The organism is Vannielia litorea, from assembly GCF_019801175.1.
Lineage (GTDB): Bacteria > Pseudomonadota > Alphaproteobacteria > Rhodobacterales > Rhodobacteraceae > Vannielia > Vannielia litorea_B.
Window position 1 is genome coordinate 1425877 of the sequence record NZ_JAHVJR010000001.1, and the last position, 26931, is coordinate 1452807.

The window sequence follows — 26931 nt, forward strand, 5'->3', positions numbered from 1 at the left end:
CGGGCAAGTCGTTGAAATCCCGGCAAAGCCCGAAACGCCCGTAATCCGTCGCTGCTGGCGCGCCATGTCGTTTTTGGCTCGCGCCCATGTCGCTTTTGTTACATGCTATGGCGGAAAGCGACATTGACGCGGGGCCATCGCTGAGGCCTCATTGCGTTATCGGGGGGATGCGGCCTGCGGGCCGGATTGCACAAGCAACGGCGCGCGAGATCAGGCCACCGCGCATCCTCCGGCAAAACAGAACAGGCGCCGCTCAGGGGCCGACCCAAAAAACTGTGTCACAGGGAGAACAAGATGACGCACCCCACCCAAGCCACCAAGCCGGTGCATGACGCCGCGCGGATGTATGCCGCCGAGCATCTCGACGGCAAGCTAGACCGCCGCGAGTTTCTGACCCGCGCCACCGCGCTGGGCGTCACCGCCGCCGGGGCCTACAGCCTGATCGGCGCCACGCCCGCCGCCGCCGAAAGCCACGGCATGGAGCCGCAGATGGGCGGCACCCTGCGCGTGCAGATGGAAACCAAGGCGCTGAAAGATCCGCGCAACTACGACTGGTCGCAAATGGCCAACTTCTCGCGCGGCTGGCTCGAGTATCTCGTCCAGTACAACGCCGACGGCTCCTTCGAGGGCCGCCTGCTGGAAAGCTGGGAAGCCAACGAGGACGCCACCGAATACACCCTCAAGGTCCGCCCCGGCGTGACCTGGAACAACGGCGATGCCTTCACCGCCGAGGATGTGGCCTTCAACTTCAACCGCTGGTGCGAAAAGGGCGTCGAGGGCAACTCGATGGCCTCCCGCATGTCCTCCCTGATCGACGAAGAGAGCGGCGCCGCCCGCGAAGGCGCGATCACCGTGGTCGATGACATGACCGTCAAACTGGTCTGCTCCGCGCCCGACATCACCATCGTGCCCGGCATGGCCGACTACCCGGCGGCCATCGTCCACCAAAGCTATGATGGCGGCGACCCCGCCGAAAACCCCATCGGCACCGGCCCCTTCCTGCCCGGCGAAAACGAGGTCGGCGTCAAGCAGACGCTGGTCAAGAACGCCGATCACACGTGGTGGGGCGGCGAGGCCTACCTCGACACCATCGAGTTCATCGACTTCGGCACCGACATGGCCGCATGGATGGCCGCGATGGACGCCGATGAGGTCGACATGACCTACCAGTCCACCGGCGAGTTCATCGAAGTGCTCGACGGCATCGGCTTCGAGAAGTCCGAGGCCGTGACCGCCGCCACCATCTGCGTGCGCTTCAACCAGAGCAACGCGCCCTACGACAACGCCGATGTCCGCAAGGCGCTGCAAAGCGCGGTCGACAACGCCGTTGTGCTCGAACTCGGCTACTCCGGCCTCGGCACCGTGGCCGAAAACCACCACGTCTGCCCGATCCACCCGGAATACGCCAAGATCGAAACCCCCGCCCCCGATCCGGCGGCGGCGATGGAGATGCTGACCGCCGCAGGCCAGGCCGACACCGAGTTCGAGCTGATCTCGATCGACGACGACTGGCAGTCCGCCACCTGCGATGCCGTGGCCGCGCAATGCCGCGACGCCGGCATCAACGTGAAGCGCACCATCCTGCCCGGCTCCACCTTCTGGAACGACTGGCTCGCCTACCCGTGGTCGGCCACCGAGTGGAACATGCGCCCCCTCGGCGTCCAGATCCTCGCGCTGGCCTACAAGTCCGGCGTGGCCTGGAACGAGGCCGCCTTCGCCAACGAGGAGTTCGACAACCTGCTCGCCGAAGCCATGTCGATCTCCGATGCCGCCACCCGCTCCGAGGTGATGGCCAAGCTGGAGCAGATCATGATCGACGAGGGCGTGGTCATCCAGCCCTACTGGCGCTCGCTCTTCCGCCACTACAAGTCCAACGTCCACAACGTGGACATGCATCCCACCTTCGAGATGCATCACTATAAGTGGTGGATGGAACAGGCCTGATCGGGCCCCACAGCTGAACACGGCGGCGGGGCCATCACCCGGCCCCGCCGCACCCATCCACACCGCGCCACCAAGAACGCATAACCACGCGCGGCCAGACAGGGATATTCCATGGGCCTTTTCCTCGTCCGACGGATCGGAACGATGCTGCTGACGGCCCTCTGCCTCAGCTTCATCGTCTTCTACCTCACCAACCTCGACAGCAACCTCGAGAAGCTCGCCAAGTTTCAGGGCAACTCGCGCATGTCGGACGAAGAGGTGCAGGGCTGGCTGGCGAACAACGGCTTCGGGCAGCCCATGGTGGTCCGCTACGGCGAATGGCTCGGCGTAGTGCCCGGCTGGACCCGTGAGGGCGACGGCGGCGAGGTGGTCGCAGGCCGCTGTGTCGGCCTGGCCGAAACCCCGGCAGAGGCGCCCAGCTTCTGCGGCATCCTGCAAGGCTATTGGGGCGAGAGCACCGTGTTCCGCGACTCCGTGGCCTCGATCATCGGCACGCGGCTAGGGCTGACCGCCAAACTCATGCTCTGGGTCATGCTACTCATGGTCCCCTGCGCCCTGCTGATCGGCGTGCTCGCGGGGATGCGCGAAGGGAGCCAGACAGACCGAACACTGTCGACCGTATCCATCACAAGCACCGCCATGCCTGAGTATGTATCGGGTGTCATCCTCATCGCGCTGCTGGCCAGTTCAGCCAATGGGCTTTCACCGATGTTCAAGGAATGGGGCTTCATCTCGGATCGCACAATTTTCAAGGGCACCGCCACAGCGGCAATGGATGACGCCAATTTCAACAACTTCTTCCTCCCCGTCCTCACCATCGCCCTATACGGCATGGGCTACATCGCCCGGATGACCCGCGCCTCGATGGCCGAGGTGATGACCGCGCAATATATCCGCACCGCCCGGCTGAAGGGCGTGAGCTTTCCGAACATCGTGATGAAGCACGCCCTGCGCAACGCCCTGATCGCCCCCTTCACCGTGATCATGCTCCAGTTCCCGTGGCTGCTGAACGGCGTGGTGATCGTCGAGAGCCTCTTCAACTACAAGGGCTTCGGCTGGGCGCTGGTGCAGGCGGCGGGCAACAACGACATCGACCTGCTGCTCGGCGTCTCCATCGTCTCCGTGCTCGTCGTGCTGATCACCCAGCTGATCTCCGACATCGGCTACGTCCACCTCAACCCGCGCATCCGCATTTCGTAAGGAGAGACAACAGATGGACCCCCTTACCTGGACAGGCGCGCTCTCCTTCCTCAACCCGGTCTTCCTGACCGCAGGCGCGCTCCTCGTCATCGCCTTCCTCGTGCAATTCCTGCTCGGCCTCTTCGGGATGAAATCCGGCGAACTGATCATTCAGCATGACGGCACGGCCGTGCGCACCCGAACGCCGATGGATTACATCGGCTACGTCACCATGGGCGCCCTGCTGGTGGCGCTGGCCTGCATCCTCGCCTACGCGCTCGTCGGCATGCTGCTGCCCGGCGGCTCCAAGGGCATTATCGGCCATATCTCGGCCCGGCTCCTGCCGGTCTGGATCGGCATGGCCGTGGTCTTCGCCCTTTCGATCACCTTCAAGCGCCGCCTCGGCCTCTACGGCAAACTGTTCGACAGCACAGTCGGCATGATCGGCTTTGGCATCGTCCTGTTCTGGATCTTCACCGCGATCTTCTACCAGATGATCCTCACCCACGAGCCGCTCACCGCCGTCTCGGGCCTCAAGAACAAAGTGCCCGGCACACCCGTGCCCGAGGGCACAGAGGGGCTGGAGTGGTATCTGCTCGGCGGCGACAATCTTGCGCGCGATGTCTTCTCCCGCATGGTCGCAGGCAGCTGGGAGGTGATGAAGATCGCCCCCTTCGCCACCATCTTCGCCTTCATGGTCGGCATCACCCTCGGCCTTCCCGCAGGCTACTACGGCGGCAAGCTCGACACCTTCCTGAGCTTCCTCGCCAACCTCATCCTCGCCTTCCCGGTGATCCTGCTGTTCTACCTGCTGGTGACCCCCGAGATCGTGGCAAGCGGCCTGCCCCGCTACATGGCGGGCGTGCTCTTCCTCTTCCCCATCGTGTTCCTCGTGGTGCTGTTCAACTCGCGCTACTTCACCGACCCGATGAAGAGAAACCTCTACATCGGGCTTTCGCTGCTGATCGGCGGCTACATCTACCTTGGCGTGGCGTGGAACGCCGACCCCTTCGGCCTCATCTCCATGCCCGGCAACATCCTCGTGGTCTTCGTCTCGGTGGTCTTCGTGAACTCGCCCACGGTGTTCCGTATCGTTCGCGGGCTCGCGCTCGACATCAAGACGCGCGACTACGTGGCCGCCGCCCAGACCCGCGGCGAAGGCCCATGGTACATCATGCTCTGGGAGATCCTGCCCAACGCGCGCGGCCCGCTGATCGTCGATTTCTGCCTGCGCATCGGCTACACCACCATTCTGCTCGGCACCCTCGGCTTCTTCGGCCTCGGCCTGCCGCCCGACAGCCCCGACTGGGGCACCACGATCAACTCGGGCCGCAAGCTCCTGTCGATCTACCCCCACCCCGCCCTCGCCCCGGCGCTCGCCCTCATGAGCCTCGTCCTCGGCCTAAACCTGCTCGCGGACGGCTTGCGCGAAGAGAGCCTGAAGGATTGATGATGCAGGCGCGCTTCGCCGCAGGATGGGCGCAACCCACCCGCCGAAATCCCGTCAATCCCCTGCGCACGCTGGGGCAAGACTTCACCCCCTATGTCATCCGACATGCGCATGGGATGTGCATCGGATGTGCATCACTTGTGCATCGCCCCCAACGCATGGTTAACGCCGGAGACTCCCATGGCTGAAGAAACTTACGACGGCCCCATTCTGGAGATCGACAAGCTCTCCATCTCCTTCTTCACCCGCCTGCGCGAGATCCCGGCGGTGATGGACTTCTCGGCCAAGGTGATGCCGGGCGAAGCCCTTGGATTGGTTGGAGAATCCGGCTGCGGCAAGAGCACCGTGGCGCTCGGCGTGATGCAGGATTTGGGGGTCAACGGCCGGGTCGTTGGCGGGTCGATCAAGTTCAAGGGGCGCGACCTCGGGCAGATGAGCCTCGAGGAGCTGCGCGACATCCGTGGCAAGGAAATTGCCATGATTTATCAGGAGCCTATGGCCTCCCTGAACCCCGCGATGAAGATCGGCAAACAGCTGATGGAAGTCCCGATGATCCACGAGGGCATCGGCGAAAAAGAGGCCTGGGCCCGCGCGCTGGAGGTCGTCACCGACGTGAAGCTCCCCGATCCAGAGCGCATGCTCAAGAGCTACCCACACCAGCTTTCCGGCGGCCAGCAGCAGCGCATCGTGATCGCTATGGCTCTGATGTCAAAGCCTTCTCTGCTCATCCTCGACGAGCCCACCACCGCGCTGGACGTAACCGTTGAGGCCGCCGTGGTCGAGCTGGTGAAGGACCTCGGCAAGAAATACGGCACCTCGATGCTGTTCATCTCCCACAACCTCGGGCTGGTGCTCGAAACCTGCGACCGCCTCTGCGTCATGTATTCCGGCGAGGCCGTCGAACGCGGCTCCATCGAAGACGTGTTCGACGAGATGCAGCACCCCTACACCCAGGCCCTCTTCCGCTCTATCCCCTTGCCCGGGGCCGATAAAAACGCCCGCCCGCTGGTCGCGATTCCCGGCAACTTCCCCCTGCCCCACGAGCGACCCCACGGCTGCAACTTCGGCCCGCGCTGCGATTATTTCGAGGCCGGCCGCTGCGACGCCGACGCGATCCCCATGTTCGACGTGCCCGGCAACGACCGCCACGCCACCCGCTGCCTGAAGTTTCAGGAGATCGACTGGAGCGCCCCCATCGTCACCGAGACCACCCACAAGAAGGCCGAGCCGGGGGATGTGGTCCTCAAGATGGACAACCTGAAAAAATACTACGAGGTCGCCTCCAACGCCCTCTTCGGCGGCGGCGATACCCGCGTGGTCAAGGCCAACGAGACACTCAGCTTCGAGGCCCGCGAAAGCGAAACCCTTGCCATCGTTGGCGAATCTGGCTGCGGCAAGTCCACTTTCGCCAAGGTGCTGATGGGGCTGGAGACGGCGACCGAAGGCCAGATCCTGCTCTTCAACCAGGACATTCAGGACACCCCCATCGAGGCCCGCAACCCCGATACCGTCTCCTCCGTCCAGATGGTGTTCCAGAACCCCTTCGACACGCTCAACCCCTCAATGACCGTCGGCCGCCAGATCATCCGCGCGCTGGAGATTTTCCGCATCGGCAAGAATGATAGCGAACGCGAGCAGCGCATGCTCGAACTGCTCGATCTGGTCAAACTCCCCCGCGCCTTTGCTGAGCGGATGCCGCGCCAGCTTTCGGGCGGGCAAAAACAACGGGTTGGCATTGCCCGCGCCTTCGCAGGCGGCGCCAAGATCGTGGTTGCGGATGAGCCGGTCTCGGCGCTGGACGTGTCGGTGCAGGCCGCCGTGACCGACCTGTTAATGGAAATTCAACGCGAAGAGAAGACAACGCTCCTGTTCATCAGCCACGACCTCTCGATCGTGCGCTACCTGTCAGACCGGGTGATGGTGATGTATCTCGGCCATGTGGTCGAGATCGGCGATACCGAGCAGGTCTTCGCCCCGCCCTATCACCCCTACACCGAGGCGCTGCTCTCGGCGGTGCCCATCGCCGATACCAGCGTGGAGAAAAAGCACATCGTGCTGGAGGGCGATATCCCCTCCGCCATGAACCCGCCTTCCGGCTGCCCGTTCCAGACCCGCTGCCGCTGGAAAGACCGGGTCCCCGGCGGGCTGTGCGAAACCGAGGTGCCGCCAATGCGGCAAATGGCAAGTGGCCACCAGGTCAAATGCCACCTGCCCGACGAAGAGTTCGCCGGGATGGAGCCGGTCATCAAGGTGGCGGCTGAATGAGGATTGCAGAGCAACTCGCTGTAAATGCGGACTAACCCCGCTTGAGAGCTTCGATCATCTGCTCGATCCGCGCCGCCCGCGCCGGGCCTTGCCGGGCGGCCTCGATCCGGGCGAGGTAGCTCATCCGCCGCTCCGCCGGGGCAGCGCCATAACGGGCCAACAGGCCGTGCTTGGCAAGTTCGGCCCGCACATCGGCGGGCATGTTGCGAGGGGGCGGAGTGCTGGTCACGGGTCAAACCTTTCGCGGGTCTGCCCTGCATCTAGTCCGCCCCTGCGGCCCCTGCCAGATCGGCCGATCACCCGCGGCAGAAATCAACCTATCCGGGCTATGGGGTTCGGCCAAAACCCGCCGTTTAAGCTGAAATCATTCAGAAAAATCGCCTGACCAGCTTCGCGATCAGATCTCCCACTCTTCCTGCCCCGGAGGCGGCGCACCGAAGTGAAAGCGGGTGATTTTCCACTCTTCGCCCAGCTTTTCCAGCTCCACAAACACCGGCAACACCGTGTCATCGGAGCGGGTATAGCTGCCCCGGATGCGCGCCTTGCTGTTGTTGATCGACCGGCCACTGAAGCTGAAGCTGCCCGCGTCGCCCCAGATCTGCTGGGCGCGGAACTCACGCTCGAACTCGGCAATCGACACGCGCTCCTGTAGCTCCGGCGCGAGGAAGGCATAGGCCTTTTCATCCTCGTTCTCAGCCATCGCCGCATGCATCGCGAACACCGGATCGTCCATCTCGGTGAAAGTCTCGGCCACTCCGGTTACCCATCGGTAACCCTGCCATGCCACACTGCCGATCCCGATCAGGATCACCGCGACGATCAGAGGAACGAATAGCTTGCGCATGGGAAGCGGCTCAGGAGCCCCAGATGACCTTCACGTAATTCTTGGTCTCGCGGTAGGGCGGCACGCCGCCGTATTTGTCCACCGCGCCGGGGCCAGCATTGTAGGCCGCAAGGGCAAGTCGCCAGCTCTTGTAGCGGTCGTACATGAGCCGCAGATACTTGGCGCCACCTTCGAGGTTCTGCTTGGGGTCATGCGGGTCCACGCCCATCTTGGCAGCGGTGAACGGCATGAGCTGCGCAAGGCCAATCGCGCCCTTGTGGCTCTTGGCCTTGGGCTTCCAGCCGCTCTCCTGCTGCACCAGCCGCAGGAACAGGTCTTCCGGCACCCCGTGCTTGGAGGCCGCCGCCTTGGCCATCGGCAGATAGACCCCCTTGTAGGAGCCGTTGAAGCGCGGGCCGGTCCCGTCATACTTGGAGGGCGTGTTCACCGTCGGCGGCTGCAACCGCACCGAGGCCGCGTATTGGCTGGCGGCCCGGCTGTCGAGCAGCTTGGTCTGGTTCAGGAAAAGCTTCTTGCGTGACTTCGACGAAAAGCTCTCAGCCATCAATGGCGTTGCCATGCAAAGGCAGACAACCGCCGCAACTGCTCGTTTCATGCCCCTCGGCCCCGTTCCTTCCGGGCCGTTCGGCCCCCTTGCAGCCCGCATTCTAGCCAAAATCGCTCTCGGGGCCACCCCGCAATTCCGCACAGTTGCGTCAGGCGCCGTAAACCGGTTTTTAACCATGTTCAGGTGGTGTAGCGTCACCGAAAGATTCGAGCCACAAGATATGGGGAGGTCCGGGCATGGCCGGTTCCGTGAACAAGGTGATCCTGATCGGCAATCTCGGCCGCGATCCCGAAACCCGCACGTTTCAGAACGGCGGCAAGGTGTGCAACCTGCGCATCGCCACATCCGAACAATGGAAAGACCGCAACACAGGCGAGCGCCGCGAGCGGACCGAGTGGCACTCGGTGGCGATCTTTCAGGAAGGGCTTGTGCGCATCGCCGAGCAGTACCTGCGCAAGGGCTCCAAGGTCTACATCGAGGGCAAGCTGCAAACCCGCAAATGGCAGGACCAGAACGGCCAGGACCGCTATTCGACCGAGGTGGTCCTGCAGGGCTATGACGGTACGCTGACCATGCTCGACGGCCGCGGCGAAGGCGCCGGCGGTGGGGGTGGCGGCGGCTACGGCGGCGGCTCCTCCTCCGGTGGCGGCTACGATGACCGTGGCGGCTATGACGACCGCGGCGGCAGCTCGGGTGGCGGCTACGGCGGCGGAAACGCCCCTGCTGGCGGCGACATCGACGACGAGATTCCGTTTTAAGCCAAGCACATGCGCGGGGCGCTCACACTGACCGCCGCCGCACTCCTGCGATTTGTAAAAGGCTGTCACCGCCCATGGCGCGTTTGGGCGTTATGGACGGCGCTCGCCTTGCTCTCGATCGTGCCGCTCATCTTCATGAGCACGGCCACTGTCGCCGTCTTCTTGCTCGCGGTTCTGCTCTCAGCGGCGCCCTGGGCCGTTGCCGCAACACTGCGCCACATGATCGCCCGGCGCGGCGTCCCTGCGCCACCAACTGGCCTGTTCTGGCGCGCGGCCTTCTGGCTCTGGGCCATGCCGTTGGGCTGCTATCTGTTCATCACGATCATCTACCTCGTCACCGAGTTCGCGGCGGGCGGCTGGGAGTTTATCCCCGAGCCCGATGCCATTCCGCCTCCTCGGCAAGCTATCATCGGTCCCGCGCCGCGTGAGGTGATCTACCTCTCCGTCGCCTGGAGCGCTCTGGTATTACTGCAGGCCGTAGGCCTCGCGAAGCTCCTGCCTGATCACCCTGCGCCTGGCTTCGCAGCACGGGTCTTCGCGCTCGTCGCGGGTGGCGCACCCATCTTGGTGCTCCACTACGGCCTCAGCACCCTGCTCTTCGCAATCACCAGCAAGGCCTCACTTGGCGCGCCGGTCTATCTCTTCATCATTCTCGGAGCAGCGCTCTGGGCCCGCTGGCTGGCGGCGCTAGTGGACGCTGGCACGCGCGTGGCACTGCACAGCAGAGGTCCTTCGCAAGCCAGCCCGCCGGGCGACGGGCCGCAGGCTTCGCCCCTTTAACCGAGAGCGTCTTCCAACACGCCCAGCACCGCATCACGCGGCACATCCGAGGTCACAAAGGCCTCACCGATCCCTTTGGCGAGAATGAACCGCAGCTTGCCGTCCACCACCTTCTTGTCCTGCCCCATTAGCTCAAGCAGCGCCTCGGCGCCCGGCAGTTCGCCGGGAATGTCGGCCAGGTCCTTCTTCATCCCCATATCGGCCAGATGCGCCCGCACGCGGCTCGGCGCTTCCTGCGCACAAAGACCAAGTCGCGCCGAGAGCTCGAAGGCAAGCGCACAGCCGATCGCAACGCCTTCACCATGCAGCAGCTGGTCGGAGTAGCCCGTGGCGGCCTCCAGCGCGTGGCAAAAGGTATGGCCAAGGTTCAAAAGCGCGCGGTCGCCTTGCTCGGTCTCGTCACGCAGCACGATCTCGGCCTTCATCTCCACCGAGCGCCGCACCGCATAGGCCCGCGCCTCCCGGTCGCCAGAGGCCAGCGCAGGGCCATTTTTCTCAAGCCATTCAAAGAATTGTGCGTCGCCGAGCAGCCCGTATTTCTGCACTTCGCCGTAGCCTGCGAGAAAGTCGCGCTCGGTGAGGCTCTCCAGCGCCAGAATGTCGGCCAGCACGAGGCTGGGCTGATGGAAGGCGCCGACGAGGTTCTTGCCGAGGGGCGAGTTGATGCCGGTCTTGCCGCCGACCGAACTGTCGACCTGCGCGAGCAGCGAGGTCGGCACCTGCACAAAGCGCACGCCCCGGCGAAGCACGGCAGCTGCAAAGCCCGCAAGGTCGCCGATCACCCCGCCACCCAAGGCCACGACCACATCCCGCCGCTCGACCTTTTGGGCGATGAGCCATTCCACCGTGCGGCCGAGCTGCTCCCAGCTCTTGGTCGCCTCTCCGGCGGGCAGCACCAGCGAAACCGGTTCGATTCCCTCCGCCCGCAGGCCCGCTTCCAGTGCCTCCAGATGTGCCGCCGCCACATGGGCATCAGTCACCACGGCCACCCGTTTCCGGGCCAGCAAGGGGCCGATCTCGGCGCCTGCACGGGCGATGAGCCCTTCGCCGATCCGCACGTCATACTCACGGCCCGGCAGGGCAACAGGCACGATCTCGGTCATGGAAATACCCCTATCGTTTCAATCTCTTGAAAGCACGTCTTCACGTGTGGCGAGAACCTTCACCACTTCCTCTACCATCTCGGCGATAGAGTATTCAGGCCGCGCCTGCGCCATCAGCTCGGCCAGCGCATAGGATGGCTCGCGCTTGGCGACCAGTTCCTCCAGCGTGGCGCGTGGATCGGCGGTGCGTAGCAGCGGGCGAGTCGTCTTGTGCCTGACCCGGTTCCACAGCAAATCGGTATCAGCCTTCAGCCAGAGCGCCACGCCCTTGGTGTGAATCAGCTCTCGGTTCGCGGCAGAAAGATAGGCCCCGCCCCCGGTCGAGAGGATCCCCACCTGCCCCACCAGAAGCCGCGAAAGCACCTCCGACTCGCGCGCCCTGAAGAAGGCCTCCCCATCGCGCTCGAAGATCTCGGCAATGCTCATGTTGGCGGCCTGAACGATGGCGGCATCACTGTCGAGAAACGGCACGCCAAGGCGCTTTGCCAGCGCCGTTCCCACGGCGGTCTTGCCCGACCCCATCATCCCCACGAGGGCGACTGTCTTTTTCAGCCGTTCCGCCAAGCTCTTGGCACCTTCCTGCCGGTCAAAAAATTTTGTCGCCCTCAATGGCGTGAACTCGCGCGGATTGCCATATATAATCTCGCCAGCCGGGGGAATGAGGCACAAAAACAAGGGCAGGACGGCAGGGCATATGCTCCGAATACTCAAACTGATCGTGGTATTACTGGTGCTCGGGTTCATCGGGCTGGTAGGGTTTGCCTATCTGGGCGATCTCAGCCCCGAGATGGAAGAGGTGCGCGAGCCGGTGGAGCTCGACGTGGATTGACGATGAGAATTGCGCAGGCGTTGGGGTTGGGAGCAGCCGGGGCGATGAGCCTTGGCACGGCGCTTTGGGCGCAAGAGGCCCCCATTTCCTCCATCGACTGGCTCTCTGACAGCCTCGCCACGCCGGTTGTGGCCGTTGCGCCCTCGAATGAGCCGCCGGTGGCCAGTTCTGCCGGGATCGAGACCGTAACCGTCACGCCCCTCGGCGCCCCCTCGCCTGATGGAATCGGGTTGATCGGGCGGCGTGAGGCCGGGTTTCCCGGCAATATCTGGGGCAGTTCCGAGCTGGACCGGTTGCGCCGCCTCATTGCGGAGCTGCCGGTTGAGCCGATGCCGGCCCAGCAGGGCCTGATCCGCCTTTTGCTGCTCACCGAGCTGGACCCGCCCATTGGCGCCGGCCCCGAAGGCCTGCTGTTTCAGGCCCGGATTGACGCGCTACTGGCCCGCGGGGCGGTGGATGAGGCCGCCGAGATGCTCAAGCGCACCGGCTCCAAGGCTCCGGCGATCTTTCAGCGCAGCTTCGATGTGGCGCTGCTTCAGGGCCACGAGGATGCCGGTTGCCAGCAATTGCGCGCCACGCCGGGGATCTCGCCTAGCTACAGCACCCGCATCTTTTGCCTTGCCCGCACCGGCGAATGGCAGACTGCGGCGCTCACGCTCGATACCGCCAAGGCGCTCGGCCACCTCTCGGACGAGGAAGATGCCCTTCTGGCCCGCTTCCTCGACCCGGAACTGGCCGATGGAGCCGTGCCCCTGCCCGCGCCCGAGCGCCCCTCGCCGCTTGTGTACCGGATGTTGGAGGCTATCGGCGAGCCGGTGCCGACCACGCGCCTGCCGCTGGCCTTTGCCCATGCCGACCTGCGCGACACCGCGGGCTGGAAGGCCCGGATCGGCGCGGCGGAGCGTTTGGCCCGCGTGGGCAGCCTGCTGCCCGAGCAACTCATGGAGATCTGGTCAGAGCAAAAACCGGCGGCCTCGGGCGGAGTTTGGGACCGGGTCGGCGTGATGCAACGTCTTGATTTTGCGCTTGAAGAGGGCAATGCCGACGCTGTGGAGCGTCACCTTCCCACGGCTTGGGCGCAGGCGGAATCCGCTCATTTGGAACTGGCCTTCGCCAACCTCTTCGGCCCCCGGCTGGAACAGGCCGACCTGAGCGGCGAAAGCGCCGTGCTGGCCTGGCGCATCGGCCTGCTGACGGAGGCTTACGAGCGCCTTGCGCTGACCGAAACTGCTCCGACCGGCCCAATGGATAATTTCCTCGCCGCCCTCGCCCGAGGGCTGCCGGAGGATGCGACCGCGCCCGACAGCCTTGCCGAAGCGATCACCGAGGGTTTTACCACCACCGAGGTGCCAGAGAGCCTTGCCCGCCCCGCCGGGGAGGGCCGGATTGGCGAGGCGATCCTTCTTTCGATGGATGTGCTGGAGAACGGCGCCGAGGGCGACATCGACGATGTGACCAATGCCATCGCCTTCCTGCGTTCCGTCCGGCTCGAAGATGTGGCGCGGCGCTATGCGCTCCAGCTGATGCTGCTGGACCGCCGGGGCTGATGCGCGATGCCCGGTACGGCGGAACGGTGGATCAGCGCCTTCATCGCCACGCAGGCCGCCGAGCTGGATGCCGCGCGCAACACGCAACTGGCCTACGCCCGCGATCTGACTGATTTTGCAGCGTTTCTCGACCGCAAGACTGTGCAGATCGAGGCGGCCGACAGGGCAGTGATCGAGGCCTATCTGGTGGATTGCGAGGCGCAGGGGCTCGCCAAAGCCACCCGCGCGCGCAGGCTCTCGGCGATCAAACAGCTCTACCGATTTGCCTTCGAGGAAGGGCTACGGGGCGACAACCCGGCCCTGCAAATCAAGGGGCCGGGCCGCTCCAAGGCGCTGCCCAAAACGCTCTCACCCGAAGAGGTGGAGCGCCTGCTTGAGGCCGCGCCAGAGACCGGGCGGGGCGAAGACCGGATGCGCAACGCCTGCCTCATGCGGCTGCTCTATGCCACCGGGATGCGGGTTTCGGAGCTGGTCTCGCTGCCGGTGCAGGCGGCACGTGGCGACCCGCGGATGCTGCTGGTGAAGGGCAAGGGCGGAAAGGAGCGGATGGTGCCGCTCTCGCCCCCCGCGCGTCAGGCGCTGGCTGAATGGCTGAAGCTGCTGGATGCGGCGCAGGAGCAGGCCAAGGCCGAGCGGGGCACGCCGCCGTCGCGGTTTCTCTTCCCGTCCGGCTCCAAGGAGGGTCACCTGACCCGCCACCGGTTTTACGCGCTGATCAAGGAGATCGCGGTGGTCGCCGGGGTCATGCCCTCGCGCGTCACCCCGCACCGACTGCGCCACGCCTTTGCCACCCACTTGCTGGCCGGAGGGGCAGACTTGCGCTCGATTCAGGTGCTGCTGGGCCACGCTGATATCTCGACGACCGAGATTTACACCCATGTTCTGGAAGAGCGGCTGAAGGCGCTGGTGCTGGAGCATCACCCACTGGCGAAAGACGGGTAAGCTGACGGATTTTCCTTACGACGGGAAGTAGATCAGCGAAGAGGCATCCCACTCCAGCCGCGCCGCCGCGCCGCGTTCCAGCACGGGGCGCCCTGCCCGGTTCTTCATAGAGACAGTCAGCCGCTCAGGTGCGCCGGGCAGCGCGATCTCGTAATAGGTCATGTCGCCGTAGTAGATCACCTCGGCCACCTCGCCCTCGGCCACCTCACCGCGCGCCTGCTCGCCGTCGAACAGCACCGAAAGGCTCTCGGGGCGCACGCCTACCGCGCCGCGGCCGTTGACGAAGCCTGCCGGGCATTGCTCCTGCTCCAGCACGGTGCGGCCGAGGCCGGCGATCTCCACCGCGATGTCGCGCCCCTCTTCCAGCCGCGCCTCGGCGGGCAGGAAGTTCATCACCCCGATGAAATCTCCGACCCGGCGGGACACGGGGCGGCGGTAGAGCTCCTGCGGCGGGGCAAGCTGGGCGATCTGGCCATCGAACATCACTGCGATCCGGTCGGACATGATGAGCGCTTCTTCCTGATCGTGGGTGACGAGGATGAAGGTGATGCCCACCTGCCGTTGCAGACGCCGCAGCTCGCTTTGCATCTGCTCACGCAGCTTCTTGTCGAGCGCCGAGAGCGGCTCGTCGAGCAGCAGCACCTTGGGCTCGAGGATCAGCGCTCGGGCCAGAGCGACCCGCTGGCGTTGCCCGCCCGAGAGCGCATGAGCCGCCCGCCCGCCAAGCCCGGCGAGGCCGACCATGCCGAGCGCTTCTTCAATCTTCTTGGCCTTCTCGGCCTTCGACAGCTCCGACCGGCGCAGGCCGAAGCCCACGTTTTGCGCCACCGACAGATGCGGAAACACGGCGTAGGACTGGAACACCATATTGGTGGGCCGCTTGTTGGCGGGCACTGTGCTCATGTCGCGCCCGTCGATGCTGAGCACGCCGCTGGTGGGGGTCTCGAAACCGGCGATGATCCGCAGCAGCGTTGTCTTGCCGCAACCGGACGGTCCGAGAAGCGAGAAGAACTCGCCCTCCCCGATCTCGGCCTCGATGCCCTTGAGCACCTCGACATCGCCGAAGCTCTTGTGCAGGCCGGAGAGGGTGATGAGTGGTTTCATGGTCAGAGGAAGCCTCCGGTGTCTTTCTTGCCGGCCTTCTTGAGGCCTCGGCGGCGCATGATTTCGGCGAGGGTGAGCATCACGATCGAGGCGGCCACGAGGATGGTGCCGAGCGCCATGACGATGGGCAGCTTCTGCGGAAAGCGGAGCTGCGACCAGATGTAGACCGGCAGCGTCGGCTCCGCGCCGGTGAGGAAGAAGGCGATGATGAACTCGTCGAGCGAGATGGTGAAGGAGATCAGCAGCGAGGCGATGATGCCCGGCATGATCAGCGGCAGGGTGATGAGCCGGAAGGTACTGGCCGGGGTTTCGCCAAGGTCGATGGCGGCCTCTTCCAGCGAGGTATCGAGCGACTGGTAGGAGGCGTTGAGGATGGCTACGGCGAAGGGCGTGCAGATCAGCGTGTGGCCGAGGATCACCGTCCAACTCGACAGCGGCAGGCCGAGGATCGAGACGATCACCACCAGCAGCGAGACGCCGACGATGATCTCTGGCAGCACCAGCGGCACCATGATCAGCCCCATGATCGGCCCCTTGCCGGGGAAGCGGTAGCGCACGCCCGCCCGTGCGGCGCAGAGGCCGAGCGTGGTGGCCAGCAGCGCCGAGGTCACGGCGATGAGCAGCGAGGTTTTGACCGCGCCGGTGAGCGCAGGCACGCCGGACAGGCCCGAGAACCACTCGGTGGTGAAGCCCTGCAACGGAAAGGCGATGACCGTGCTGTCATTGAAGGCGAAGGTCGGCAGCAGGAAGATCGGCGCGTAGAGAAAGACGAGGTAGAAGATGGCATAAACGCCCAGCCACCCGCCGCGTTTTGACAGCCAGCCGCTCATGCGCCCCTCCGGCTCCAGCGCATCGTGACCAGCACGATGAGCAGCGAGATGACCGAGACGTAGACCATCGCGATGACTGCCAACGCGGCGCCCATTGGCGCGTTGTTGAGCTTGAGGAACTGGGTCTGGATCATGTTGGCGATCATCAGCCCGTTCGGCCCGCCCACCAGATCGGGCGTCACATAGTCTCCGATGGTGGGGATGAAGACGATCAGGATCGCCGCCACCACGCCGGGCATGGCCAGCGGCAGGGTGACACGGGTGAAGGTGCGCACAGTCCCCTCGCCAAGATCACGCGAGGCCTCGAGCAGCGAGCGGTCGATCTTTTCGAGCGCGACGAAAATCGGCAGGATCGCAAAGGGGGCGAAGGCGTGGGCCAGCGTGATCACCACAGCGTTGGCGTTGTACAGGATGAAGGTCAGCGGCTCGTCGATGAAGCCCACGCCGAGCAGCGCGGTGTTGAGCACGCCGTTGTAGCCGAGGATCACCTTCCACAGGAACACGCGGATCAGGTAGCTGGTCCAGAACGGGATGGTGATGAGGAAGATCCAGAGCGACTTGCGCTCTGGCCGCACGTGGAACGAGACGAAATAGGCGATCGGGAAAGCGAGCAACACGGTGACGAGGGTGACCGCGCCGGAGATCAGCAGCGAGCGGCCCAAGAGCAGCATGTAGAGCGGCTCGGAGAAGGCCTCGCGATAGTTCTTGAGGGTGAAGCTGCGGTCCAGCGTCAGAAAGTCCTGGCTCCAGAACGACAGCAGGAGCACCGCGCCCAGAGGGACGGCCAGAAGAAGGATGGCGTAGAGCCCCGGCGGCGCGGCCAGCAGCAACCCCTTTTTCGCTTCGCTCAGCCCCTGGCCTGCGCTCAATCGCCTGTCCCCCGACATTGCTTTGGTTCTGGGGAGGTTATGCGAAACACAGTCACGCTCAAGGGGTGATTTTCGGCAGCGCGGCAAAAGGGATGTTTGGCGGTAGGAAGACGGAATCAAATGGGGCGTGCTTCCAATGAAACACGCCCCAGGAGATCGTGAATAGATATAGGTCAGGACTGCAGCCCTGTCAAGAGACTGACACATCGGAGCGCTCCGGCCTGCGCGGCGGCCCGGTTTTCAGGGCCTGTGATTGCAGGGCTTGTGGGATGGGCAGAACTCTATACCAATGAGGGTAACACACCATGGGGGCTGACCGATGCAGAGCAAATTCACCACTTCGACCCTGTTCCTGACCGCCGCACTCGCGGTGCTGGCGGGCCCGGCGCTGGCGCATACTGGCGAGGGGCTTGCGGGCGGATTGCTCTCGGGCTTCCTGCACCCCATCCTCGGGTGGGACCACGTGGTGGCGATGGTCGCCGTGGGCCTCTGGGGCGCTGTGCTTGGCGCGCCCGCCATGTGGGTGCTGCCGGTGGTCTTTCCGCTCGTGATGGCCTTTGGCGGCGCGCTGGGGGTGATGGGCATTCCGATCCCGGCAATCGAGACCGGCATCGCTCTTTCGGGCGTGGTGCTCGGCCTGCTGGTGGCTTTCTTCGTGAAGGCGCCGCTTTGGGTGGCGGCGGTGATCGTTGGGGCCTTTGCCATCTTCCACGGCCATGCGCACGGGACCGAGTTGCCGGAGGCCGCCAACCCGCTGGCCTATGGCGTGGGCTTCGTGGTGGGCACCGGGCTGCTCCATGCCATCGGCATCGGGCTGGGCCTGTTCACCGGCCATGCCGCCGGGCGGATGGTGGTGCGGGCTGCCGGTGTGGTGATTGCCGCCGTGGGCGGGCTGTTTCTGGCCGGTCTGGCCTGAGCGTGACACCCTTTGGACGGCGCGCCGCCCGTGCGGCGGCCTGCATGGCTGCGGCCCTGCTGGCCACGCGGGCTGCAGCGCATGAGTTCACCGCCGGAGCCGACCAATACGCCAGCTTTGTCGAGGGGGCCTCTGTGCCGCTGTCATGGCCCCCTGCCCTTGTTTGCCTCGTTGCGCTGGGCATTCTGACCGGGCTTTGGCACCGGCTGGGAGCGCGGCCCTTGTTCATTGGCTTTCTGCCCGGCATTGCCTTGGGGATTGCCCTTTCGACGTTTCAACCCACATTGGCTGGCCTGGCCCCGCATGTGGCCGGGCTCTGCGTAGCCCTGCTCGCCGCCTCTGGGCTGGCGCCACAGCGGGCGCTCGGCACGTCGGCAGGGTTCGTAGCGGGCATCGCGGTAATGCTTGGGGCGCTCGATGAACATCCATTTGGCAGCCTGCCGGTCTCGATCTACGTCGGCATCTGCTTTGCGACGCTGCTCATTGCCGTGGCCACGACTGCCGTTGTGCGGATGAGCTTTGACCGTTGGGGCGAGGCCAAGTGGCTGAACATCGCATGGCGCACCGGCGCGTCGTGGTGCGCGGCCATGTTGCTGCTGGCACTGGCCTTCGAGTTGCGCCCGCCGGTCTGACCGGCCTCCACCACCCCAAAAGCAAAAGGCCCACCGGAGCGGCAGGCCTTCCACAAATCTTGTGCTCCGGAGCTTAACGCTTGGAGAACTGGAAACTCTTGCGGGCCTTCGGCTTACCGTACTTCTTCCGCTCGACCACGCGGCTGTCGCGGGTGAGGAAGCCGGCGGCCTTGAGGGCGCCACGGAGCGAGGGTTCGTAGAGCTGCAGGGCCTTGGAGATGCCGTGCTTCACCGCACCAGCCTGACCGGTCAGACCGCCGCCTTTGACGGTGGCGTGCACGTCGAACTCGCCTTCCACACCAGCAACCTGGAAGGGCTGGCGGAGGATGAGTTGCAGCACGGGGCGGGCAAAGTACTTGTCCTGATCCTTGCCGTTCACGATGACCTTGCCGGAGCCGGGCTTGATCCAGACACGGGCGACCGCGTCCTTCCGCTTGCCGGTGGCGTAGGCGCGGCCCAGCTCGTCGCGCTGGGGCTCACGGTTGATGACTTCTTCGGTCACGGGGGCAGCGCCTTCGGCGACGGTGCCCAGCTCTTCGAGCGAATTCACTTGGTCGGCCATCTATCAGACCCTCGTGTTCTTTTTGTTCATGGATTTGACGTCCAGCACCTCGGGGCTCTGGGCCTCGTGGGGGTGCTCGGCGCCTGCATAGACGCGCAGGTTGGTCATCTGCTGGCGGCTCAGCTTGTTGCCGGGCAGCATGCGCTTGACGGCCTGCATGACAACGCGCTCGGGGTGGGCACCCTCGAGGATCTGGCCGGTGGTGCGGGACTTGATGCCGCCCGGGTAGCCGGTGTGCCAGTAGTTCGGCTTGTCACGCTTGGCGCCGGTGAGCTGCACCTTGTCGGCGTTGATGATGATCACGTTGTCACCCATGTCCTGCGACGGGGTGAAAGTGGCTTTGTGCTTGCCGCGAAGGCGCATGGCGACGATCGAGGCGAGGCGGCCCAGAACCACGCCCTCGGCGTCGATCAGGATCCACTTCTTGTCGATGTCTGCCGGGGTGGCAGTGAAGGTTTTCATCTCTCGTTCCTCTTGGTGGGCGCCGCCGGGGCGCCCTTGGCATTCGATTGCGCCGTTCTAAGCATCTGGCGCGGCCAGTCAAGAGGCATTGCCTTGGATTAATGGTGCGATTTCAACGGCTTGTAATAACGGTATTATTTTACCCCATTATTCGGGGCGTTTTGGCGGGATCGCGTAGGTCAGGCTGGCCCGTGCAACCACCTCTTCGCGGCCCTCGGAGCGCAGGTGGCACTCCCCCACCGCGAGCGTGCGGCCCAGTTTCAGCAGCCGCGCGGTGCAGATCAGGTCGCGCCCGGCTTCGGGTTTGCGCATGAAGTCGATCGAACAGTTCGTGGTCACGGTCAGGGCGACCGGGCCGATGCGGGAGAGCACGGCGAAATACATCCCCACGTCCACCAGCCCGAACATCGACGGCCCCGAGACCGTGCCGCCGGGGCGCAGGTGCTTGTCTTGCGTTAGCAGCCGCACCAGCACGCCATCTGGCGTGATCTCCTCCACCGAGAAATCGCCCTGCACCTGGCTGAACTCGGTTTCGATGAACCGCTCCAGCGCGCTCTTGTCCATCACCACCTGATCGAACATGCCCCCTCCTCTTGCACTCCGTATCTCTGCGGCCCAGAGTTTCTGCCATTGGGAGGAATGGCAAGATGACTGACCCTGTGCTGACCCGGGTGGACCGGGGTAACGTTGCGGAACTCACGCTGAACCGGCCCGGCGCGCTGAATGCGCTCTCTGACGAGTTGCTCGCCGCGCTGGCGGGCGAGATCGCGGCGCTGGAGGGCGACAGCACGGTGCGCGTGGTGATCCTGCGCGGGGCGGGCAAGGTGTTTTGCGCCGGGCATGACCTGAAGGAGATGCAGGCCGGGCGGCAGGCCGAGGACAAGGGGCGCGGATACTTCGAGGATCTCTTTGCCCGTTGCTCGGCGGTGATGATGGGGTTGCAGACCCTGCCCCAGCCGGTGATCGCGCAGGTGCATGGCATCGCCACCGCGGCGGGCTGCCAGCTGGTGGCGAGCTGCGACATGGCGGTGGCCGCTGAAGGCACGCGGTTCGGGGTGAACGGGGTGAACATCGGCCTCTTCTGCTCGACCCCGATGGTGGCGCTTTCGCGCAACGTGGCGCCCAAGGTGGCCTTCGAGATGCTCACCACGGGCGAATTCATCGAAGCAGGCCGCGCCCGCGAGGTAGGGCTGGTCAACCGGGTGGTTCCGGAGGCGGCGCTGGAGGCCGAGACCCGCGCGCTGGCCGATGTGGTGGCCAGCAAGCTCGGCGCGGCGGTGAAGATCGGCAAGCGGGCGTTTTATGATCAGCTTCCTCTGACGACAGCCGAGGCCTATGCAAATGCGGCGGAGGTGATGGTCGAGAACATGCTCTGGCGCGACACCGACGAAGGGATCACCGCTTTCATCGAGAAGCGCCCACCGGATTGGCAGGGGTGAGGATGGCGTAGAGGGTTTACGAAGCGTTTAAGGGGGCGGGCTCAAATTCTCCCGACTTTCCAGCAAACTCCCCTGTTCCACGCAAGCCGGGCAGCGCCGTCCCGTGGGGTGGCGCTCGCAACGGCGGTTCGTGGCATTTTATGGTTGGGTGGTCATCTCACGTCAGAGGTGACTCCCAACCTCACCGAAGCGCCGCCCCGGGGGACGGGACGGCGCTGCACGGCGCCTTTGGGTTGATTCCGTGCGTGGCATTGCTCGACCGTAGGGTGCGCATTTATAGCGCACCGCCCAAGTCACAGCTTGTAGATCGCACCGAACTTCTCTTCGAGATAGTCCAGCAGCGGGGCCTCGGAGGGGGCGAAGCCGCAGGCGTGCTGGATGGTGTCGCGCGGGGTGCGTAGCCCGCCGTGCTGCTGGAGGTTCGCCTTGAGCCATGCGGTGGCCGGGGTGGCATCGCCCGAGGCCAGCGCGGCATCAATGCCCGGCACGGCCTCGCGCAGCGCCTTCATCAGGCAACCGGCGTAGACATTGCCGAGGCTGTATGTCGGGAAGTAGCCGAAGAGGCCGACCGACCAGTGGACATCCTGCAGGCAGCCGTTGGAGGGCTTGTCGACCGGGTAGCCGAAGTCGCGCTCGAAGCGGGCGTTCCATGCCTCCTCAAGATCCGCCGCCTCCAGCTTGCCGGCCACGAGGTCACGCTCGAGGTCGAAGCGCAGCAGGACGTGGAGGTTGTATTGCACCTCGTCGGCCTCGGTGCGGATGTAGCCGGGCTTCACCTTGTTCACGGTGGCATAGAAGGCATCGGCATCCGTTCCGAGCGGGCCGAAGGCCTCTTCCATCTGGCTATGCAGCCAGCCGGTGAAGGCGCGGCCCCGGCCCATCTGGTTTTCGTAGATGCGGCTCTGGCTCTCATGCACCCCCATCGAGACCCCCTGCCCCATCGGGGTCAGCAGGTAGTCTTGCGAGATGTTCTGCTCGTAGCAGGCGTGGCCGACCTCGTGGATGGTGGAGTAGAAGCAGTTGAACGGGTCATCCTCTGCCACGCGGGTGGTGATGCGCACATCGTTGCCGGAGCCGGAGCTGAAGGGATGCACGGCCTTGTCGATCCGGCCGCGGGAGAAATCATAGCCGAAGGCCTCGGCGAGCTTGCGGGAGAGCGCGATCTGGGTGGCTTCCGGGTAGTTGCCTGTCAATTCGGCGGGCTGATGCTCGGAGCCGAGGACGGCCTCGCGCAGCGCCACGAGGCGCGGGCGGAGGGCGCCGAACATGGCTTCGAGGTCCGCCGCCTTTGCGCCGGGCTCGTAATCATCCAGCAGGGCATCGTAGAGATCGCCGCCGGAGGCCAGCGCGGCGGCCTCCTCACGCTTGAGTTTCAGCACCTCGTCCAGCACCGGCACGAAGGCAGCCACATCCTGCGCCTTGCGGGCCTCAGCCCATTTGCCCTGCGCGATGGAGGTGGTCTTGGCGAGCTGGGCGGCGAGCTTGGCGGGCACCTTGGTGGTGCGCTCGAAGCTGCGGCGGATGAGACGCAGAGCCGCGTCTCCGGCGGCATCGGGGGCCTGCGCGGTGCCGAGCCAGTCGCCGATGCGCGGGTCGATCCGGCGGGCGTGGAGCACGCCGGAGAGCGCGGCCATTTCGTCACCGCGCTGCTCGGCAGAGCCGCGCGGCATCATGGTTTCCTGATCCCAGCCAAGGCGGCCCATGACCTGGCCGAGGGCCTCGGTCTCGCGGTTGTGGGCCATCAGGTCATCGAATGCGGTCATGGTTTAAAGTCCTTCCCGGAGGGTTCCGGCCTTGGGGTAGCCCGCGAGGAAGCGGGCGCGGATGATTACGACCCAGAGCGCCACGCCGAGCGCCTGATGGGTTATGGCGATGTGCCACGGGGCGGAGTGCATCACCGTGACGATGCCCAGCACCACCTGCCCGAAGAGCAGCACCATCGCCCAGTCGAAAGCACGGCGGGTGGCGGCATAGGCGGAGCGGCGCGAGCGGACCCATGCGAAGAGGCCGAAGGCGAAGAGCGCATAGGCCACCATGCGGTGGATGAACTGCACGGTGCCGTCATTCTCGAAGAAGTTGCGCCAGAGCGGGGTGATCTCCCACATGCCGGGGGGCGTGAAGCCGCCCGCCATCAGCGGCCAGTCGATATAGTTGCGGCCTGCGTCGATGCCCGCCACCAGCGCTCCGATGAGGATTTGGAGGAAGGCGAAGTGCATCAGCCCGGTGCCGAGGCCGAAAATGCGGCGCTCGCGGGCGCGGCGGGCCTGCATGATCTCGCGCTCGGGGCGGGAAAGCATCAGGATGTACCACGCCAGCAACCCGAGGATCGCGAAGGCAAGGCCGAGGTGGGTGGCCAGCCGGTAGGAGGCGACATCGGTCATCTCGCCGGAGAGGCCGGAGTGGACCATCCACCAGCCGATGGAGCCCTGGATGCCGCCCAGGACGCCGGGGATCAGCAGGCGGGTTTTCCAGCCGGTGGGGATTTGCCCGCGCAGCAGGAAGTAGAGATAGCCGGCGGCCCAGACCAGCCCGATCAGTCGGCCAAGCTGGCGGTGTCCCCACTCCCACCAGTAGATCGTTTTGAACTCGGCCAGCGACATGCCCTTGTTCTGCAATTCGTACTCGGGGATCGTCTTGTATTTGTCGAAGGCAAGCTGCCAGTCGGCCTCGTTCAGCGGCGGGATCGCGCCCTTGACCACATTCCACTCGGTGATCGAAAGGCCGCTGTCGGTGAGCCGGGTGAGGCCGCCGACGAGGATCATCACCACCACCAGCGCAAAGAGCAGCACCAGCCAGCTGCGGATGTTCAGGCGGGCGCCGGAGCGGCTGCCCTTGTCGATCAGCCCGGTTTCGCGGGGGGCGCTGCGGGGGACCTCGCCCTCACCGACCTCTTCGAAGATGCTGCGTTTTCCGGCCATTGTCGTTCCTGTGCTCGCTCGTCTGGCTGTTCGCGCATTCAGGTAGCGCGGCCAGCGACGGGTCTCAAGACTTGCCGCGCAGGAGCTGCTTGAGCGCGCCGTGGAGCATTTGCACATCGGAGCGGGTGAGCATGAGGCGCGGCCACATGTTGCGGAGCACCAGTTTCATCCCGGCGGCCTTCTCCTCGGGGAAGAAGAACCCGGCCTCCTCCAGCCGCTCCTCCCAGTGGTCGCCGAGCTTTTCGATCTCGACCCCGGAGGCGGGTTCGGCCGGGGCCTCCTCGCCGCGCGGCAGGTCGTGGCGGCCATACTCATAGGCCATCAAAAGCACGGCCTGGCCAAGGTTGAGCGAAAAGAACTCGGGGTTCACCGGCACGGTGATGATCGAGCTGGCGCGGGCGACATCCTCGTTTTCCAGCCCCGAACGTTCGGGGCCGAAGAGCACCGCCACGCGCTGGCCTGCGGCGGAGCGGCGGCGGGCGTCGGCCATCGCCTCTTCGGGGGTCAGCACCGGCTTGGTCAGGCCGCGTGGGCGGGCGGTGGTGGCATAGATGGTGCGGCAATCGGCCACCGCCTCGGCGACGCTGTCGCAGATCTTGGCATTGTCGAGCAGCCGCCCTGCCCCGCTCGCCAGCGCCGCCGCGCGGGGGTTGGGCCAGCCGTCGCGCGGGGAGACGATGCGCATCCGGTCGAGGCCGAAATTCCACATCGCACGGGCCGCCGCGCCGATGTTCTCGCCCATCTGCGGGCGCACAAGTACGAAGACGGGATCCATGTTGTCAGCACCTTGCTTGCCCTGCGGAATGGCGCGGGTGATACGATACCTGTGCATCTGGCACAAGTTGGCCGGAGATTTCACGGAGGAGCCGGTGCAATGGCCTATGACGAGGGGATCGCGGAGCAGCTGCGCGAGGGGCTGGAGGGCCTGCCCGACGTGGAAGAAAAGCGCATGTTCGGGGGGCTGTGCTTTCTGCTGAAGGGCAACATGGTCTGCGGCGCTTCGGGCTGGTCGGACACGATGTTTCGGGTCGGCAAGGAGGCGGAAGGCGAGGCGCTGGCGCTGCCCGGCACGCGGGTGATGCAGATGGGCGGGCGGCGGATGGGCGGGTTCATCCGCGCCGATGACACGGCGATGGGCGACGATGACACCCGCGCGCGGCTGATGGCGCTGGCGCTGGCCTATGTGCAGGCGTTGCCGCCGAAGTAGCCAAGCCCGCAAATCCCCGGTATAGGGCCGGAAACCCGCGACAATGGAGCCGAAAATGGCCGAGCCGCAAGAGGCGCCCCAGATCTACCTCATCACCCCGCAAGCGGTGGAACTCTCCAGCTTTCCCAATCGGTTGGCGGCGGTTCTCGATGCCGTTGAGGTGGCCTGCCTGCGGCTGGCGCTGGCCTCGAACGACGAGGATGAGGTGGCCCGCACCGCTGACAGCCTGCGCGAGGTGGCCCATGCGCGCGACGTGGCGCTGGTGATCGAGCGGCATCTGAACATGGTCGAGCGGCTGGGGCTGGACGGCGTTCACCTGACCGACGGCGCGCGGAGTGTACGGGCGGCGCGCAAGGCGCTGGGCGAGGATGCGATCGTGGGCGCCTATTGCGGTGCCTCGCGGCATGACGGGATGAGCGCCGGTGAGGCGGGCGCAGATTACGTGAGCTTCGGGCCGGTCTCCGCGACCGGGCTGGGTGACGGCACGGTGGCCGAAGACGGGCTCTTCGAGTGGTGGAGCCAGATGATCGAAGTGCCGGTTGTGGCCGAGGGCGGGCTGAGCGCCGGCCGGATCACGGCGCTGGCCGGGATGACCGATTTCTTCGGGATCGGCCCGGAGATCTGGGCCGAGGACGACCCTGCGGCGGCGCTGCGGAGCCTGATGGCGGGGGCCTGAGCGGGGTTTGCTGCGGATTTCTGTGCATTTGCGCACATGAGGCGGTTTTTCGGGGCGATTTTGGCGTTAACCCTGAAAACCGGGGATGCAGAAGTGATGCACAACTGATGCACAATCCATACATACGCGATTCTCGCACAATCGGCAGAGGTTAACGGATCGCGCGGCCGGGGTTGCCAGAGTTTCGGGGCGCACTGCCGGGCCGCCCGTTGTAGTATCGGCTGCACAGAACGTCTGCCATGCGAGGGCCCGTTATGCGGGACATTCCGGCCATTTAACGAAGGTCGGCTATCACTGCCGTTGGACAAAAACCGCGATTCAAGGCGCTGACCGTGAAATATTGGCGCTCGAAAGAAATTCTCCCCATGTCAGGGCGTATACCAGAGAGAAAAGAGAAAAACCAACGGGAAACACAAGATCAGATGCAACTCTTATATTTCTGTAGAGAGTATATTGAGATTTTATTTTCTCATACTTCATTCTAATGTTCTTTTCTTCACCGGTATGTGTTAGAAATGTCCGAAGCTCCTTCTTCGCTATACCTTCAATTATTTCACCTTCGGTCAGCTCAACTCTAGTATTACTTGAAACTTCATCTTTAAAAATTTTCTCTAGTCGATCAAGCTCAAAGCGGTACCGCTCTGGGCCCGTAGAGTAAGAGAAGTCTTGCAGAGCGTATATCAAGAATATAATCAGCAGATAAACCGTACCGGTAAAAAAAACAAAGTTCAAAACCGCACCAGGGGCTTCGATCTCAATTCCAAATCCAGGTATGTTTGTCAGTTCAACATCAAACAATTCAATGATAAAAAGAATGGAAGACGCGGTTAGTAAGCGTGACTTCGCCTGCCGGGATGCTGCGCTTAAGGGGTCATAGGACATTTTGTACTCAGAGCGACGGTGCAAGCAAGGTACTTGGCGACAAGGAAGATTGAGCCAGAATGACTCTGACCGGTCAAGTGAGCCGACACTCTTGCTGCGTGTCTCGCTTGCTGACTGTGCGCGCTTGATACCCCAAGACCGCTTGGTGAAGAACGGTCGTTTTTTGCCCCTCCTCTCCTGCGGTCGCCAAGTCTGTCGGTTAGCCTAGACAAAACCCCGCCGGGAAACCTTAGCGGTTCCGGCACG

The 26931-nt window shown here is 64.7% G+C and carries 29 protein-coding genes; 14 read left to right on the forward strand and 15 right to left on the reverse strand.

Annotated elements, in window-relative coordinates; all coding sequences use genetic code 11:
• The first annotated feature begins 294 nt into the window (after window positions 1-294).
• The 4 genes from KUV38_RS07045 (at window position 295) to KUV38_RS07060 (ending at window position 6838) form a co-directional block, all read left to right on the forward strand.
• A complete protein-coding gene (locus KUV38_RS07045) occupies window positions 295-1944 on the forward strand; it encodes an ABC transporter substrate-binding protein (RefSeq protein WP_222469364.1) in 1650 nt (549 codons plus the stop codon).
• Window positions 1945-2055: 111 nt separating this feature from the next.
• Entirely contained in the window at window positions 2056-3144 is a 1089-nt protein-coding gene (locus KUV38_RS07050) for an ABC transporter permease (protein WP_222469365.1), read from the forward strand.
• Window positions 3145-3157: 13 nt separating this feature from the next.
• A complete protein-coding gene (locus tag KUV38_RS07055; RefSeq protein WP_222469366.1) occupies window positions 3158-4573 on the forward strand; it encodes an ABC transporter permease in 1416 nt (471 codons plus the stop codon).
• 180 nt (window positions 4574-4753) lie between these two features.
• Complete coding sequence (locus KUV38_RS07060) at window positions 4754-6838, forward strand: ABC transporter ATP-binding protein (RefSeq protein WP_222469367.1); 2085 nt, start codon at window positions 4754-4756, stop codon at window positions 6836-6838.
• 31 nt (window positions 6839-6869) lie between these two features.
• Here KUV38_RS07060 and KUV38_RS07065 read toward each other — a convergent pair whose 3' ends face one another.
• From KUV38_RS07065 to KUV38_RS07075, 3 genes are all read right to left on the reverse strand, one after another.
• Entirely contained in the window at window positions 6870-7040 is a 171-nt protein-coding gene (locus KUV38_RS07065; protein WP_222469368.1) for a YdeI/OmpD-associated family protein, read from the reverse strand.
• A gap of 195 nt (window positions 7041-7235) precedes the next feature.
• Entirely contained in the window at window positions 7236-7682 is a 447-nt protein-coding gene (locus KUV38_RS07070) for a hypothetical protein (RefSeq protein WP_222469369.1), read from the reverse strand.
• 10 nt (window positions 7683-7692) lie between these two features.
• A complete protein-coding gene (locus KUV38_RS07075) occupies window positions 7693-8241 on the reverse strand; it encodes a lytic transglycosylase domain-containing protein (protein ID WP_261384568.1) in 549 nt (182 codons plus the stop codon).
• A 224-nt stretch (window positions 8242-8465) separates the two neighbouring features.
• Here KUV38_RS07075 and ssb point away from each other — a divergent pair, with 224 nt between their 5' ends.
• Complete coding sequence (gene ssb / locus KUV38_RS07080) at window positions 8466-8987, forward strand: single-stranded DNA-binding protein (RefSeq protein ID WP_222469371.1); 522 nt, start codon at window positions 8466-8468, stop codon at window positions 8985-8987.
• A gap of 135 nt (window positions 8988-9122) precedes the next feature.
• The gene (locus KUV38_RS07085; protein ID WP_222469372.1) at window positions 9123-9767 is read left to right on the forward strand and encodes a hypothetical protein; all 645 of its coding nucleotides are present in this window, start codon (window positions 9123-9125) and stop codon (window positions 9765-9767) included.
• On the opposite strand, the gene aroB is transcribed toward KUV38_RS07085, so the two are convergent.
• Window positions 9764-10870, reverse strand: coding sequence for a 3-dehydroquinate synthase (aroB, locus tag KUV38_RS07090; RefSeq protein WP_222469373.1), 1107 nt, complete (start codon window positions 10868-10870; stop codon window positions 9764-9766). The genes KUV38_RS07085 and aroB overlap by 4 nt on opposite strands.
• Before the next feature lie 18 nt (window positions 10871-10888).
• Entirely contained in the window at window positions 10889-11479 is a 591-nt protein-coding gene (locus tag KUV38_RS07095; RefSeq protein ID WP_261385171.1) for a shikimate kinase, read from the reverse strand.
• Between the two features lie 85 nt (window positions 11480-11564).
• Between KUV38_RS07095 and KUV38_RS20880 the strand changes: the two genes are divergently transcribed.
• From KUV38_RS20880 to KUV38_RS07105, 3 genes are read left to right on the forward strand one after another with little or no spacing between them, the layout of a single operon-like run.
• Window positions 11565-11699 (forward strand): hypothetical protein, encoded by a 135-nt coding sequence (locus KUV38_RS20880; protein ID WP_261384566.1) that lies wholly within the window; start codon window positions 11565-11567, stop codon window positions 11697-11699.
• 44 nt (window positions 11700-11743) lie between these two features.
• Window positions 11744-13246: a hypothetical protein gene (locus tag KUV38_RS07100; RefSeq protein WP_222469375.1), complete on the forward strand. Its 1503-nt coding sequence runs from the start codon at window positions 11744-11746 to the stop codon at window positions 13244-13246.
• A 6-nt stretch (window positions 13247-13252) separates the two neighbouring features.
• Entirely contained in the window at window positions 13253-14188 is a 936-nt protein-coding gene (locus tag KUV38_RS07105; protein ID WP_222469376.1) for a tyrosine recombinase, read from the forward strand.
• A gap of 15 nt (window positions 14189-14203) precedes the next feature.
• Here the strand turns inward: KUV38_RS07105 and KUV38_RS07110 are convergent, their stop codons facing one another.
• From KUV38_RS07110 to KUV38_RS07120, 3 genes are read right to left on the reverse strand one after another with little or no spacing between them, the layout of a single operon-like run.
• Window positions 14204-15292: an ABC transporter ATP-binding protein gene (locus KUV38_RS07110; RefSeq protein WP_222469377.1), complete on the reverse strand. Its 1089-nt coding sequence runs from the start codon at window positions 15290-15292 to the stop codon at window positions 14204-14206.
• A 2-nt stretch (window positions 15293-15294) separates the two neighbouring features.
• Window positions 15295-16122 carry an ABC transporter permease gene (locus KUV38_RS07115; protein WP_222469378.1) on the reverse strand — a complete coding sequence of 276 codons (828 nt, stop codon included), beginning with the start codon at window positions 16120-16122 and terminating at the stop codon, window positions 15295-15297.
• Window positions 16119-17009, reverse strand: a complete 891-nt coding sequence (locus KUV38_RS07120; protein ID WP_222469379.1) for an ABC transporter permease — start codon at window positions 17007-17009, stop codon at window positions 16119-16121. The genes KUV38_RS07115 and KUV38_RS07120 overlap by 4 nt, the downstream gene beginning before the upstream one ends.
• Window positions 17010-17310: 301 nt before the next feature.
• Here KUV38_RS07120 and KUV38_RS07125 point away from each other — a divergent pair, with 301 nt between their 5' ends.
• Window positions 17311-17907: a HupE/UreJ family protein gene (locus KUV38_RS07125; RefSeq protein ID WP_222469380.1), complete on the forward strand. Its 597-nt coding sequence runs from the start codon at window positions 17311-17313 to the stop codon at window positions 17905-17907.
• A gap of 44 nt (window positions 17908-17951) precedes the next feature.
• On the forward strand, window positions 17952-18539 hold the full coding sequence (locus KUV38_RS07130) for a hypothetical protein (RefSeq protein WP_222469381.1): 588 nt from the start codon (window positions 17952-17954) through the stop codon (window positions 18537-18539).
• Between the two features lie 73 nt (window positions 18540-18612).
• Here the strand turns inward: KUV38_RS07130 and rpsI are convergent, their stop codons facing one another.
• The 3 genes from rpsI to KUV38_RS07145 all read right to left on the reverse strand — a co-directional run bounded on the left by rpsI (window position 18613) and on the right by KUV38_RS07145 (window position 20145).
• Window positions 18613-19101 carry a 30S ribosomal protein S9 gene (gene rpsI, locus KUV38_RS07135; RefSeq protein ID WP_222469382.1) on the reverse strand — a complete coding sequence of 163 codons (489 nt, stop codon included), beginning with the start codon at window positions 19099-19101 and terminating at the stop codon, window positions 18613-18615.
• 3 nt (window positions 19102-19104) lie between these two features.
• Window positions 19105-19563, reverse strand: a complete 459-nt coding sequence (gene rplM, locus KUV38_RS07140) for a 50S ribosomal protein L13 (protein ID WP_222469383.1) — start codon at window positions 19561-19563, stop codon at window positions 19105-19107.
• A 147-nt stretch (window positions 19564-19710) separates the two neighbouring features.
• Window positions 19711-20145, reverse strand: coding sequence for a PaaI family thioesterase (locus KUV38_RS07145; RefSeq protein WP_261385173.1), 435 nt, complete (start codon window positions 20143-20145; stop codon window positions 19711-19713).
• Between the two features lie 65 nt (window positions 20146-20210).
• On the opposite strand from KUV38_RS07145, the gene KUV38_RS07150 reads away from it, so the two are divergent.
• Entirely contained in the window at window positions 20211-21002 is a 792-nt protein-coding gene (locus KUV38_RS07150; protein WP_222469384.1) for an enoyl-CoA hydratase, read from the forward strand.
• A gap of 293 nt (window positions 21003-21295) precedes the next feature.
• Here KUV38_RS07150 and KUV38_RS07155 read toward each other — a convergent pair whose 3' ends face one another.
• The 3 genes from KUV38_RS07155 to KUV38_RS07165 all read right to left on the reverse strand — a co-directional run bounded on the left by KUV38_RS07155 (window position 21296) and on the right by KUV38_RS07165 (window position 24695).
• Window positions 21296-22765 carry a carboxypeptidase M32 gene (locus tag KUV38_RS07155; protein WP_222469385.1) on the reverse strand — a complete coding sequence of 490 codons (1470 nt, stop codon included), beginning with the start codon at window positions 22763-22765 and terminating at the stop codon, window positions 21296-21298.
• A gap of 3 nt (window positions 22766-22768) precedes the next feature.
• Window positions 22769-23920 (reverse strand): heme A synthase, encoded by a 1152-nt coding sequence (gene ctaA, locus KUV38_RS07160; RefSeq protein WP_222469386.1) that lies wholly within the window; start codon window positions 23918-23920, stop codon window positions 22769-22771.
• 64 nt (window positions 23921-23984) lie between these two features.
• Window positions 23985-24695 carry an RNA methyltransferase gene (locus KUV38_RS07165; protein ID WP_261385174.1) on the reverse strand — a complete coding sequence of 237 codons (711 nt, stop codon included), beginning with the start codon at window positions 24693-24695 and terminating at the stop codon, window positions 23985-23987.
• A 99-nt stretch (window positions 24696-24794) separates the two neighbouring features.
• On the opposite strand from KUV38_RS07165, the gene KUV38_RS07170 reads away from it, so the two are divergent.
• On the forward strand, window positions 24795-25127 hold the full coding sequence (locus KUV38_RS07170) for a TfoX/Sxy family protein (RefSeq protein WP_222469388.1): 333 nt from the start codon (window positions 24795-24797) through the stop codon (window positions 25125-25127).
• Window positions 25128-25182: 55 nt separating this feature from the next.
• The gene (locus tag KUV38_RS07175; RefSeq protein WP_222469389.1) at window positions 25183-25803 is read left to right on the forward strand and encodes a thiamine phosphate synthase; all 621 of its coding nucleotides are present in this window, start codon (window positions 25183-25185) and stop codon (window positions 25801-25803) included.
• A 318-nt stretch (window positions 25804-26121) separates the two neighbouring features.
• Here the strand turns inward: KUV38_RS07175 and KUV38_RS07180 are convergent, their stop codons facing one another.
• Window positions 26122-26685 carry a hypothetical protein gene (locus tag KUV38_RS07180; RefSeq protein ID WP_222469390.1) on the reverse strand — a complete coding sequence of 188 codons (564 nt, stop codon included), beginning with the start codon at window positions 26683-26685 and terminating at the stop codon, window positions 26122-26124.
• Window positions 26686-26931: the final 246 nt, after the last annotated feature.